The 12,498-nt window shown below is 69.7% G+C and carries 12 protein-coding genes; 3 read left to right on the top strand and 9 right to left on the bottom strand.

Going from position 1 to position 12,498, the window contains the following annotated elements:
* Together folB and folP are read right to left on the bottom strand one after the other, a co-directional pair.
* The coding region (gene folB, locus HMPREF0058_RS03340; protein ID WP_006548271.1) for a dihydroneopterin aldolase at positions 1–430 on the bottom strand (430 nt) is incomplete at its 3' end.
* Complete coding sequence (gene folP / locus HMPREF0058_RS03335) at positions 427–1,305, bottom strand: dihydropteroate synthase (RefSeq protein ID WP_006548270.1); 879 nt, start codon at positions 1,303–1,305, stop codon at positions 427–429. The genes folP and folB, both read right to left, overlap by 4 nt.
* Before the next feature lie 210 nt (positions 1,306–1,515).
* Between folP and HMPREF0058_RS03330 the strand changes: the two genes are divergently transcribed.
* Positions 1,516–2,565: a zinc-binding dehydrogenase gene (locus HMPREF0058_RS03330; RefSeq protein ID WP_006548269.1), complete on the top strand. Its 1,050-nt coding sequence runs from the start codon at positions 1,516–1,518 to the stop codon at positions 2,563–2,565.
* Between the two features lie 62 nt (positions 2,566–2,627).
* Here HMPREF0058_RS03330 and folE read toward each other — a convergent pair whose 3' ends face one another.
* The 5 genes from folE to dacB form a co-directional block, all read right to left on the bottom strand.
* Positions 2,628–3,251, bottom strand: coding sequence for a GTP cyclohydrolase I FolE (folE, locus tag HMPREF0058_RS03325; RefSeq protein ID WP_006548268.1), 624 nt, complete (start codon positions 3,249–3,251; stop codon positions 2,628–2,630).
* Positions 3,248–5,413, bottom strand: coding sequence for an ATP-dependent zinc metalloprotease FtsH (gene ftsH / locus HMPREF0058_RS03320; protein WP_006548267.1), 2,166 nt, complete (start codon positions 5,411–5,413; stop codon positions 3,248–3,250). The genes folE and ftsH overlap by 4 nt, the downstream gene beginning before the upstream one ends.
* 139 nt (positions 5,414–5,552) lie before the next feature.
* A complete protein-coding gene (locus tag HMPREF0058_RS03315; protein ID WP_006548266.1) occupies positions 5,553–6,221 on the bottom strand; it encodes an AIM24 family protein in 669 nt (222 codons plus the stop codon).
* A gap of 2 nt (positions 6,222–6,223) precedes the next feature.
* Positions 6,224–6,778, bottom strand: coding sequence for a hypoxanthine phosphoribosyltransferase (hpt, locus tag HMPREF0058_RS03310; RefSeq protein ID WP_034236501.1), 555 nt, complete (start codon positions 6,776–6,778; stop codon positions 6,224–6,226).
* 88 nt (positions 6,779–6,866) lie between these two features.
* Positions 6,867–8,264, bottom strand: a complete 1,398-nt coding sequence (gene dacB / locus HMPREF0058_RS03305; RefSeq protein ID WP_006548264.1) for a D-alanyl-D-alanine carboxypeptidase/D-alanyl-D-alanine endopeptidase — start codon at positions 8,262–8,264, stop codon at positions 6,867–6,869.
* Between the two features lie 176 nt (positions 8,265–8,440).
* Between dacB and HMPREF0058_RS03300 the strand changes: the two genes are divergently transcribed.
* Positions 8,441–8,941, top strand: coding sequence for an inorganic diphosphatase (locus tag HMPREF0058_RS03300; RefSeq protein ID WP_006548262.1), 501 nt, complete (start codon positions 8,441–8,443; stop codon positions 8,939–8,941).
* Positions 8,942–9,037: 96 nt separating this feature from the next.
* On the opposite strand, the gene HMPREF0058_RS03295 is transcribed toward HMPREF0058_RS03300, so the two are convergent.
* Positions 9,038–10,399 carry a C40 family peptidase gene (locus HMPREF0058_RS03295; protein WP_341459374.1) on the bottom strand — a complete coding sequence of 454 codons (1,362 nt, stop codon included), beginning with the start codon at positions 10,397–10,399 and terminating at the stop codon, positions 9,038–9,040.
* A gap of 487 nt (positions 10,400–10,886) precedes the next feature.
* Here HMPREF0058_RS03295 and metX point away from each other — a divergent pair, with 487 nt between their 5' ends.
* A complete protein-coding gene (gene metX, locus HMPREF0058_RS03290; protein WP_006548260.1) occupies positions 10,887–12,098 on the top strand; it encodes a homoserine O-acetyltransferase MetX in 1,212 nt (403 codons plus the stop codon).
* Positions 12,099–12,131: 33 nt separating this feature from the next.
* Here the strand turns inward: metX and HMPREF0058_RS03285 are convergent.
* Positions 12,132–12,498, bottom strand: a 367-nt coding sequence (locus HMPREF0058_RS03285) for a restriction system modified-DNA reader domain-containing protein (RefSeq protein WP_169305811.1), incomplete at its 5' end; no start/stop codon positions are given.

Genomic DNA, 12,498 nt, shown 5'->3' with positions numbered 1-12,498 from the left:
CCAGGAAGGCTGACCTGCCGGCCGACGGCGCGGCAGTCAGGTCCTCCTCGCTGCGACGCACGATCGTCACCGAGACGTCCTCGAAGGCCACCTCCAAAGGCGCCTGCGGCTTGTGCACCGTCACCTCGACCTCACGCACCGCCTCAAAGGCCAGAGCAGCCTCAGCCACGCGCGCCGCCAGGGTCTCGATGAGGTTGACCGGCTCACCCTCGATGACGTCAACGATCGCCGCGGCCACCGCCGAGTAGTCAACGGCGTCCCTCAGGGAGTCAGTCACGGCAGCCACCGCCGTGCCCCGCACGCCCAGGCGCAGCTCGGCGTCGACCACGAAGAGCTGCCCCTCCTCGCGCTCGCTGGGGAGCATGCCGTGGTAGCCGCGGGCCGACAGCCCGGTCAGTCGGATCTGGTCCTGGGTCAGGACGGTGCTCATCGTGATTCCTTCCAGAAGGAGGCAGCCATGACGGCGTCCCGGTTGGCCGGGACCTCGTGGACTCGGACGGCCCAGGCGCCGGCGGCGCCGGCCAGGGCAGAGGTAGCAGCGGTTGCGGCGTCGCGCGAGGTCGGGTCCCCGGCACGATCGGCGGCGACGGCGCCAGCCAGGAAGCGCTTGCGCGAGGCACCGATGAGGACTGGGCGCCCCAGGTCCTGGCGCAGGCGAGCCGTGGCCGCCAGCAGCTGCCAGGACTGCTCGTGGGTCTTGGCGAAGCCCAGTCCTGGGTCGACGACCACCTGGGCAGGATCGACCCCCGCAGCCTCGAGCTCATCCAGGCGCTGGCGCAGCTCAGCCTTCACCCCCGCCACGACGTCGCCGCCATAGTCGGTCAGCTGGTCCATGGTCTCGGGGTTGCCGCGCCAGTGCTGGCAGATGTAGACCACACCGGCCCGCGCGACGACGCCGTGCATGCGGGGATCGGCGAGCCCACCAGAGACGTCGTTGATGATGAGGGCACCGGCCTGCGTGACGGCCTCGGCCGTGGCGGCGTGGATGGTGTCCACCGAGACCACTGCGCCTGCGGCCACCAGCTCACGAACCACCGGCAGGACGCGATCGGTCTCCTCGGCGGGGCTGACGCGGCTGGCACCGGGACGGGTGGACTCCCCACCCACGTCCAGCAGGTCGGCCCCCTGGCGCAGGAGCTCCAGGCCGTGCTCGACGGCCTTGTCCGCCGCGAGCCAGCGGCCGCCGTCGGAAAAAGAGTCCGGCGTGACGTTGATGATCCCCATGACCAGCGTGCGACCCTGGCGCGTGGCAGCGCTCAGGCGCTCCGGCAGCGGCGACGGAGCGAGAAGATCAGCCTGGTTCACCGCCCCAGCCTAACGTGCCTGCCTGGCTCACGCCGGGATCTCGCTGCCGGCGCACCGTGGGCACCGCGCACACCCCAAACCTCCACCAAGGACTCATGGCACACGGCTGATCCCCATTCCCACCACGCACCTAGGACATTCGGCCTACGATGACATCGTCGGGATCCGGCACCGAGCCGGCTCTGTTACTGATTCCAAGGATGTGATCACATGCCCGACATGATGCTCGCCGAGCGTTTCTACGCCGAGGGCCGACGCGTGACGGTTGAGGAGATTCCGATTCCGGAGCCCGGCCCAGGCCAGGTACGCGTCAAGGTGGCCTACTGCGGCATCTGCCACTCCGACCTGTCCCTCATCCACGGCTACTTCCCGGACCTGCTGCCTGTGGTGACCCAGGGTCACGAGGCAGCCGGCACCATCGACGCCCTCGGCCCCGGCGTGGCCGGCTGGCAGGTCGGCGACCGCGTCATCCCCTCGGCCGGGCGCCCGTGCCTGACCTGCCGCATGTGTCGCCGCGGAGACTTCACCGCCTGCCTCAACCTCCAGCTCATGGCCTTCGCCTACGACGGCGGCTGGGCGCAGTACACCATCGCCAACGCCGTGGGCATGACCCGGGTACCTGACGAGGTGGACCTCAAGGAAGCCGCCATCCTCGCCGACGCCGTGTCCACTCCCTTCGGCGCCGTCGTGCGCACCGGCAAGGTCCACCCCGGCAACGCCGTGGCCGTATGGGGCCTGGGCGGGGTAGGCACGCACATCGTCCAGCTCGCACGGCTGGCCGGCGCCGTGCCGATCATCGGCATCGACCTCAACGACCAGTGCCTGGAGCGGGCCAAGCGGCTGGGGGCTGACCACGTCTTCAGGGCCGACGACCCCAAGCTTCTGGAGCACCTGACCCAAGCCACCGGCGGGCGCATGATCGACGTCGCCTTCGACGCCGTCGGCATCCCCTCCACGCTGCGCCAGGCGGTCGAGAGCCTGGACAACCACGGCAAGGTCGTCACCGTGGGTATGAGCGACAAGGACATGAATCTCGGCGACTTCCTCACCTTCAACCTGCGCAGCAAGCAGGTGCTGGGACACCTGGGCTACCAGACCCAGGACATCGCGATGCTCGCCGAGATGCTGCGCTACGGCCGGCTGGACCTGAGCGAGTCGATCTCGGAGGTGGTGCCACTGCGGGACATCGCCACCGGGATCGAGCACCTGGAGAAGAAGGCGGGTAACCCCATCCGCATCCTCGTGGACCCCTGGGCCTGAGCAGGCTGAGCACGAAGGCGGCCCCCACCGCTGGTGGGGGCCGCCTTCTGCGTCAGTGGCAGTCAGTGGCGTCCCAGGATGAGGCTCATGGCCTCAGCTCGCGTGGCCGCCGCACGCAGCTGCCCACGCACCGCCGAGGTCACCGTGGAGGCCCCGGGCTTGCGCACCCCGCGCATCGACATGCACAGGTGCTCGGCCTCGACGACGACGAGCACGCCCCGCACGCCCAGGCGCTCGACCATGGCGTCAGCCACCTGAGCCGTCAGACGCTCTTGGACCTGTGGGCGGCGCGCGTAGCCCTCGACCAGCCGCGCGAGCTTTGACAGACCCGTCACGTGCCCGTCCTCACTGGGGATGTAGGCGATGTGGGCGACCCCGTGGAAGGGCAGGAGGTGGTGCTCGCACACCGAGTACATCGGGATGTCACGCACCAGGACCATCTCGTCATGGCCGACGTCGAAGACCTTCTCCACGTGAGCACCGGGGTCCTCGCGTAGGCCCGCGAACATCTCCTCATACGCCCGGGCCATCCGGTCAGGGGTCTCCCGCAGACCATCGCGGTCCGGGTCCTCCCCGATCGCGATCAGCAGGTCCCGCACCGCCCGGCGTACACCCTCGGCGTCGTAGGGGCGTGGCGAAGGGCCGGCGCCACGCGTCCGGGTACCAGGGTCCTGGTCCTCGCTCATGCCTCGCCCCCGTCCACCGGCGCAGCAGGCTCGGCCACCTCGCCCGCCGCGGGAGCCTCGGCCGGGCTCGCGGCCGCGTCATCCCCCACCGCGCGGCGACGCGGTAGGCAGGAGCCGGAGAAGTAGGTACCCGCCGCGAGGTCCCCCTCCAGGACCAGGGACTCGTCCGAGCGCCACAGCGGTCGCTCACCCTGCTTGACCACCGGCGCGAAGATGCGCTCCAGGTCCTTCTCCAGCAGCGTCTCCTTCTCCAGCAGCTGGGTAGCCAGCTCCTCCAGGACCGCGCGGTTGCGGGTGAGGATCTCCCAGGCCTCGCGGTGGGCGGCGTCCATGAGCGCGCGTACCTCGACGTCGACGCTGGCCGCCACCTGCTCAGAGAAGTCGCGCTGCGTGGCGGATAGCCCCAGCACCGTCTCGTTCTCGGTGGTGCCGAGCTTGACCGCACCCACCGAGCGGGTCATGCCGTAGTCGGTCACCATCTTGCGGGCGGTGGCGGTGGCCTTCTCGATGTCGTTGGAGGCGCCGGTGGTCGGGTCGCGGAAGACCAGCTCCTCGGCCGCACGGCCGCCCATGGCGTAGACGAGCTGGTCAAGCAGCTCGTTACGGGTCGTGGAGTACTTGTCATCCGAGGGCATGACCATCGTGTAGCCCAGTGCCTTGCCACGGGGCAGGATGGTGACCTTGGTGACCGGATCGGAGTAGGCGCCGGCAGCAGCGCACAGGGCGTGGCCGGCTTCGTGATAGGCCGTGACGGCCTTCTCGTGGTCGTTCATGACGCGGGTACGCTTCTGGGGACCGGCGATGACGCGGTCGATCGCCTCGTCCAGCGCCCGGTTGTCAATGAGCTGGGCGTTGGAGCGGGCCGTGAGCAGCGCCGCTTCGTTCAGGACGTTGGCCAGGTCCGCGCCGGTGAAGCCGGGGGTGCGCTTGGCGACCTGGTCAAGGTCGACGTCGCGGGTCATCGGCTTGCCCTTGGCGTGCACGCGCAGGATCGCGGCGCGCCCGGCCATGTCCGGAGCCTCGACGGCGACCTGGCGGTCGAAGCGCCCCGGACGCAGCAGCGCGGGGTCGAGCACGTCAGGGCGGTTGGTAGCGGCGATGAGGATGACGTTGGTCGAGGCGTCGAAGCCGTCCATTTCCACCAGCAGCTGGTTGAGGGTCTGCTCGCGCTCGTCGTGCCCGCCGCCGGTTCCTGAGCCGCGGTGACGGCCGACGGCGTCGATCTCGTCAACGAAGATGATGGCCGGCGCGTTCTCCTTGGCCTGCTCGAACAGGTCGCGCACGCGTGAGGCTCCCACGCCGACGAACATCTCGACGAACTCCGAGCCGGACATGGAGAAGAAAGGCACGCCGGCCTCTCCGGCCACGGCCTTGGCCAGCAGCGTCTTACCGGTTCCGGGCGGACCGTAGAGCAGCACGCCCTTGGGGATCTTGGCTCCCACGGCCTGGAACTTCTCCGGCTCAGACAGGAACTCGCGGATCTCCTCCAGCTCCTCCACGGCCTCGTCCTCGCCGGCGACGTCGTCAAAGGTGACCTCGGGCATCTCCTTGGAACCCACCTTGGCCTTGGACTTGCCGAAGCCCATCGCTCCGCCGCGCCCGCCGGCCATTCGGCCCATGAACCACCACATCGCGCCCAGCAGCAGAAGCATGGGCACGATGAGCTGGAGCATGGAGGACCACCAGCTCGCCGTCGGCACGACGGAGTTGAAGCCACCCGAGGGCTTGGCGTCCTGAACGAGCTTGTCCACCTGCTCGGCCTGGGCGTCAGTGAAGGTGAACTGGACCTTCTTGCCGAGCTTCTGGTCAGTCTGGCCGGACTCCTTGGCCTTGAGCGTGTAGCTCTGCGTCAGCTCCAGCTCCACGCGCTGGGTGCCGTCGATGACGGTGACGGACTTCACCGTCTGCGGCGAGTCCTGGAGGATCGCCAGACCGTCGGAGGTATCGATCGCACGGTAGCCCCCCAGGGCGGACAGGAGCACCCACCCCAGCAGTGCCAGGAGCACCAGCGGAGCCGCCCACATCAGCGGGCTGGCCAGCGGGCCACGCTTACGCTGCTTGGAGCCCTTGTCCCGCTTCGAGCTGCGGCCCGAGGGCGAACCGCCCTTCTTGTCCTTGGTGTCTGCGGGGCGCTTGCCGCCGGGCTGACCAGTGTCACTCATCGAGGTGTGTTCCCTTCGCGCATGTGATCACCTGACGGTATCCGACAACCTCGTGCGCGTACCACGAGGCAGGGGCTTCGTTCGCCTCAGGCGTGCAGATCCCCTATAGGCGAGCAGCGGCGTCGGTCCGCGATCCCCCTCAGCTGGCGGCGACGACGGGCTGGCCCTCCGAGGGCTGGACGACGACGAAGCCGGGACCGTGGAAACCGAGCTGGAAGGACTCTCCCGAGCCGCGGCCGATCAGCGAGCCCATCTTGAAGGTCGAGTGGAGCTGCGGCTGGAGGTTGGCGGACCAGCACACCGCTGCCTGCGGGTCGACGTAGGTGGGCTGGACCGAGCAGTCCAGCACCATCGGCGTGCCGTCACAGGACAGGGCCGCCACCCCGTGGCCCTGGACCTGGAGGTTGAACAGCCCGCCAGCCAGAAGGCCGGCGTTGCCCATGGCCGTCACGTCGTAGTCCAGGGTCGCGTCGAAGGCGAGCAGGGAGCGGGTGTTGATCGTCAGGACGTCCCCTTCCAGCTCCAGCAGGAAGATCCGCTGGGCCGAGCGGGCGAAGAAGACCTCACCCTGCCCGGACACGCGCATGAGGTTGCCGCCCTCGCCGGACACAGCCTTCTTCAGCATCCCGCCCAGTGAGCGGGCTCCCTGGTACTTAAAGTCCATCTGCCCCTGGTAGGCGACCATGGCGCCCTGGGCGGCGATGACCTCAGGGCCCATGAGCACGCGCAGCATCCTGGAGGACTGCAGGGTCCAGCGCTGGGTCGACTGCTGCTCCGCGTGGGACTGGGCAAAGATCTCGCTGCGCATGTTCAGCCCCCGTAGACCTCAGGGCGCAGGGTCCCGATGAAGGGCAGGTTGCGGTAGCGCTCGGCGTAGTCCAGGCCGTAGCCGACGACGAACTCCGTGGGGATGTCAAAGCCGACGTACTTGACGTCCACCTCCACCTTGGCCGCCTCCGGCTTGCGCAGGAGCGTGGCGATCTCGACGCTGGCGGCCCCGCGGCTGGAGAGGTTGCCCACGAGCCAGGACAGGGTGAGGCCGGAGTCGATGATGTCCTCGACGATGAGCACGTGGCGGCCGGTCAGGTCCGCGTCCAGGTCCTTCAGGATGCGCACCACGCCGGAGGACTTGGTCCCCGAGCCGTAGGAGGACACGGCCATCCAGTCCATGGGGGCGCTGCGGTGCAGACGGCGCGAGAGGTCCGCCATGACGTAGACGGCTCCCTTGAGCACACCCACCAGCAGGATGTCCTTGCCCTCGTAGTCCGCGTCGATCTGGGCGGCCATCTCATCGAGCCGCTGGGCGATCTCCTCCTGCGAGATAAGAACCTGTGCCAGGTCGCTACCCATGTCAGTGGCGTCCACGTTCACCCTCCGTGCGGCTGGAGACGATACATAAATGAAACCGCAGGACGAGTCTGGCACGACGCGGCCGCGGGCGCGAGCGCGATGATCAGCCCCGGCAGCCGCAGTCAGCCATCGGCGTGACCAGGTCCTGGTCCAGGGCCACCCGGGCCGAGTACAGGCCGCCGGCCTCGAAACCGTCGACGATGACGGAGAAGGCCAGCAGCCGGCCCTGGCGAGTGACCACCGTTCCGCTCAGGGACGCGGTCTGGTCCAGGGAGCCGGTCTTGGCGCGTACCGTGCCGGTGGCCGCCCCCTCCGTGAAGCGGTCGTGCAGCGTGCCGTCCAGCCCGGCCACCGGCAGGGCGGTGATGAGCGAGCGGCCGACGGTCCCGCCGTCATCCCCCGCGGCCCGGGCCAGGATCTGGGCGAGCAGACGGGCTGGCACCCTGTCTGCCCGGGCCAGGCCGGAGCAGTCGAGCATCGTGACGTCCGAGACGTCGAAGCCGTCGGCCTTGAGCCGCTCCAGCACGGCCTGCGCCGCACCGGCAAAGCTCGCCTCGTGGCCGGTGGCCGCGGCCAGGACCCGCCCCTCGACCTCCGTCATCGTGTTGTCCGAGGCCTTGAGCGAGACAGCCAGGATCTCCGACAAGGGGGCGGAGTCCACCGAGGCGATGACGCTGGTGCCCTCAGCGACGTGGGAGCGGGTGATGTCCCCCTCGATACTGATGCCGGCTGCCGTCAGCGCCGTGGCGAAGGCCTGGGCGGCTTCCATGGCCGGGTCCTGGGGGTAGGCGGTTGTGCCGCCGTAGGAGGTGACGTCAATCATGAGCGGCTGGATCGGGGCGACCCAGGCCTCGTTGCCGGCCTCCCAGTCCGGGGAGAAGGTGGCCCCGGTGAAGAGGGTGTCATCCAGCGCGAGCTTGACGCTGGTCACTGCCTGGTCGGCCAGCTTGGCGGCGACGTCGCGAGCCAGGTCCCCCAGGCCCGCGTGACCGACGACGGCGTCCGGGTCACCGGCGTCGGCAGCCAGGAGCACGTCCCCGCCGCCCACGAGCGTCAGGGTGCCGTCCTGGAAGGTGGCCGAGGTGGTCATGCGGTGGTCCGCGCCGAGCGTGGACAGGCTCGCCCAGGCCGTGAGCAGCTTGTTGGAGGAGGCCGGGGTCAGCGCCGTGGAGGCGTTGTGATCCACGAGGGTCTGACCGGTGGCGACGTCGATGATCGCCACTGCGGTGCTCGCGGTGCCGACCAGCTCGTCAGTGGCCAGGGTCTGGGCGTAGCCGGCCAGGACCTCAGCCTGTGGCACCGGGGCGGAGGCGGACAGCCCGGCTACTGCCTGGACCGACGGCGTGGCCGTGGTCGTGCTCGGGAAGGGCTGGAGCTCGTTGGTGGCCGGAGCGACCGTCAGCGGGCCGGGCAGGACGTCGAGGGCGTCAGCCAGCCCGTAGTAGCCCCCGGCAACGAGAAGCGTCGCTGCTGTCAGGGCTCCGATCGTGGCCTTACGCACTGGTCCTCCGCGTCATGAGACAGGTCTGGGTTTGCCACCGCGGCCAGGTCATGTGACAGGATCCCAGCCTCAGGCGGCGTCGTGAGCCACACTAGTGCCATTGAAGCCGCCCGTCCCGGAGCGGCCCGCTCGCCGCTCCTCATCGGCAAGCACCGGACAACAGCTGGGAGGCACTCGTGGAGTTCGACGTCACGATCGAGATCCCCAAGGGAAACCGCAACAAGTACGAGGTAGACCACGAAACCGGCCGCATCAAGCTGGACCGCATGCTCTTCACCTCCACCCGTTACCCCGACGACTACGGTTTCATCGACAACACCCTGGGTGAGGACGGCGACCCCCTGGACGCACTGGTGCTCCTGGAGGAGCCCACCTTCCCCGGCTGCCTCATCCGCTGCCGCGCCCTGGGGATGTTCCGTATGCGCGACGAGAAGGGCGGGGATGACAAGGTCCTGTGCGTGCCCAGCGCGGACCAGCGCGCCTCCTGGCGTACGGATATCGAGGACGTCAGCGAGTTCCACCGCCTGGAGATCCAGCACTTCTTCGAGGTCTACAAGGACCTGGAGCCGGGCAAGAGCGTTGAGGGCGCCCACTGGGTGGGCCGCGAGGAGGCCGAGGCGGAGATCCGCCGCTCCTACGAGCGTGAGGCCGAGCGCGTCGCCCGCGAGGGGCACTGATCCCGGCACCGGACATCAGGACGTCAAGGGGGCGGGCTCGCTATCGCGAGCCCGCCCCCTTGACGTGAGGCTTGGCGTCAGGCGAGGCGGTCAGACTCAGGGACGCACGGCGTAGGGCATGATCTTGGAGTAGCGCACCGAGGTGATACGCACCACCATGTTGAAGTTCGGGGCCTCGATCATCTGACCGTCACCCACGTACATCGCCACGTGGTAGATCCCCGGCTGCGTGCCGTTCTTGGACCAGAAGATGAGGTCTCCGGGCTGCATCTGGGACAGCGGGACCTTGGTGCCCTGGCCGTACTGCACGCGCGAGGAGTGGTAGAGGCTCACACCCACCTGGCGATAGGAGAGCATGACCAGTCCGGAGCAGTCGACTCCGTTGTAGGACTCGCCGCCCCACACGTAGGGCACGCCGAGGAAGGTCTTGGCCGCGGCCACCGCCGAGGCGCCGCGTCCAGAGGAGGCCGCCGGCGCACTGGGCGCAGGAGCCTGGGGCTGGGCAGCGGCCTGCTGCTGCGCCGCCGCCTGAGCAGCAGCCTGTTGAGCGGCAGCCTGGGCCGCCGCCTGAGCCTGGGCCTGAGCCACCGCCTGGGCTGCAGCCTGCTGAGCGGCAGCCTCCTGGGCAGCCTTCTCCGCGGCCGCCTTGGCAGCGGCCTCCTCAGCAGCCTTGCGCTGGGCGTCGAGCTGCTCCTGGTACTGGGTCTCCAGCTCCACCGTCGTGTTGCGCTGGGCGGCAAGCTGGGCGATCAGGCCCTGACGCTTGGTCTGGGCGGAGGAGACCGCGCTGGCGGCGGCGCTGGCCGCGGAGTCAGCCGAGGCCTTGGCGCTGGCGGCCGTGTCCGCAGCAGCCTGCTTCTCACTCTGCTTCTGGTCGGCGATGCCCTGCATCGTCTCGGCCACGGCCTGGAGGGCCTCAACGGACTGGACCTGGGCGTCCGCCTTCTCGCCGGCACGCGTCAGCGCGACGTCGGCGTCAGCGAGGTCGGCCAGGGACTCGCTCGTGAGATAGGGCTGGAGGGCACTGAGCGCGTCCCCACCCTCCTGGTAGGTCTGGACGACTGCGGCACCCAGCTCGCTGCGAGCCGAGGCTGTCTTGGCCGCTGCGTCGTCAGCGCTCTTCTGAGCCTCGTCCGCCTCGGCGGTAGCGGTGTCCAGGTCAGCCTTGGCCTCGAGATAGTCCTCGTTCGCAGCCTGGGCGTTGACCGCGGCGACGTCGGAGTCGGCACTGAGCTGGGACAGCTGGGTCTCCAGGTCGGCGATCGAGGCCGAGGTCGAGGCCTCGGCGGACTTGGAGCGGTTGATGTCATCCTGGGAGACAGGATCAGCCAGGGCGCCAGGAACAAGCAGGGAGGCTGCCACCGCCAGGCCCGCCGTCGTGGCCGAGGCACGCATGAGGTGACCGCGCAGGCCTGCGCTCTGGCGGGAGCGCAGTCGGGAGCTAGGGATACGACTCACAAGTCCTCCGTCGTCATGCGGCGCGCCTGCTTGACGAGCGCACCGAGGTCTTCGAACACACTAGTCACTCCACGCACTTTTTGACACATAAACAACATGATTCACAGGCGCCCCACGCGCCCCTCCTGCACGACCACTGACCGTCGCTCGCAGAATGACGCCATAACCCTCGATTTGTGAGTTATCACACGACATCGATGTCATTTCCGTTCTCCGGGCCGAGTTGCCTCGTCGCGGGCCCTGCGCGCTATGGTCCTTCCATGCTCATCCCCGCGAGCCGAATGCGCCGTCGAATGCCCCGCTGACGCGTGCGCCGCCGTAGCCAGCCACCAGGGCCCCTCCCGCCCTGCCTGTCACGGCTCCCTGAGCCTGCGGCCCTCGCTCGCGTCGCCGGAGGACCCGGCTCCCGCTACCAGACGAGGAGACCGACGGCGCCCCTGCCTCGCGTGCTGCGCCGTCGCCACCGCCACGGCTCCAAGGACCAGCGATGACTGAGCACACTCTGCCTCCCACCCACCCCTCGCAGGCAGCCCGTTCCCCCTGGCCAGGCGTAGGCTCCGCCTCCGCCAAGCTGGTCGAGCGTCGCGCAGGATCCCCCACCGGCGCCTGGCGCCCTGGCGACGACCCCGGCCACCGGCGCTTCGCGGAGATCGGGGACCTCCCCTTGGAGTGCGGCGAGGTCCTGCCTGGCACCGTGCTGGCCTTCGAGACCTGGGGCAGGCTGAGCCCCGAGCGTGACAACGCCGTCCTCGTCCTGCACGCCCTGACCGGAGACTCCCACGTCACCGGCGAGGCCGGTCCTGGTCACCCGAGCCCGGGATGGTGGTCCGAGCTCGTCGGTCCCGGGCGCGCGATCGACACCGAGCGCTACTTCGTCGTCGCCGCCAACATCCTGGGTGGGTGCCAAGGCTCGACCGGCCCCTCGTCCACCGCGCCGGACGGACGCCCCTGGGGCTCGCGCTTCCCGTGGCTGACCACGCGCGACCAGGTCGCCGCCGAGACGCGCCTGGCCGACGCCCTGGGCATCGAGTCCTTCCACCTGGTGCTGGGAGCCTCCCTCGGAGGGCACCGCGCCATCGAGTGGGCGGCGAGCCACCCCGAGCGCGTCCGCAACCTCGCGCTGGTGGCAACCGGGGCCTCAACCACGGCGGACCAGCTCGCCTGGTGCCACCTGCAGGAGCTGGCGATCGTCGCCGATCCCTACTTCTTCGACGGCGACTACTACTCCCACCCCGTCGGACCGGTCCAGGGACTGGGACTGGCCAGGGCCATCGCCCACACCACCTACCGCAGCGCCGCCGAGCTCGACGCGCGCTTCGGACGCGCTCACCAGGGGCAGGAGGACCCGGCGGTGGGCGGGCGCTACCAGATCGAGTCCTACCTCGACTACCACGCAGGCAAGCTGCTGGCACGCTTTGACGCCAACACCTACCTCATCGTCACCCACTCGATGATGGTCCACGACGTCGGCATCGGCCGCGGTGGGACCCAGGAGGCGCTGGGGCGGATCACCGCGCGCACGCTCGTGGTCGACGTCGACTCCGACCGTCTGTTCCTCGCCGCCCAGGCCGAGCAGCTGGCGCGATGTATCCCCGGGGCCCACCGCGAGACGATCACCTCCCTGCACGGCCACGACGGATTCCTCATCGAGGCCGAGCAGATGGACCGGGTGCTGCGCGGGTTTCTGGCCGAGGCCTGATCCCGCGCCGCGCAGGCAGCCAGCCGCGGTGACTCAGTCCTGCGGCGAGCCGGCGGCCAGCAGGCTGCCCAGGCTCGGTCCACCCTGGCCCACTCGCCACACCCGCCAGCCGTCGACGTCCTGAGTGTGCTGCACCGTGTTGGCCGCCAGGCTGGGATCAGTGAAGACTCGGCCGTCCGCCAGCCGGATCCGCCCCTCGGCCTCCAGGACGGCCTCGTGGTTGATACCGCGACGCAGACTGCGCCACACCAGCGGCGCCGGCGTGGCGACGACGGAGGCTACCGCAGCCAGGGCGTGGGCGGAGGCCTGACCGGCAGCCACCGTGGGCTGCGCGCCCAGCACCGGGGCGCTAGAGCGGTGAGTGACGCCGGCGCCTGGGCCTGCGTGCTCCCCCGGCTCC

This window comes from Actinomyces urogenitalis DSM 15434 (assembly GCF_000159035.1).
GTDB lineage: Bacteria > Actinomycetota > Actinomycetes > Actinomycetales > Actinomycetaceae > Actinomyces > Actinomyces urogenitalis.
The sequence above is the reverse complement of the archived record's forward strand: the minus strand, read 5'-3'. Positions and strand labels throughout refer to the sequence as shown.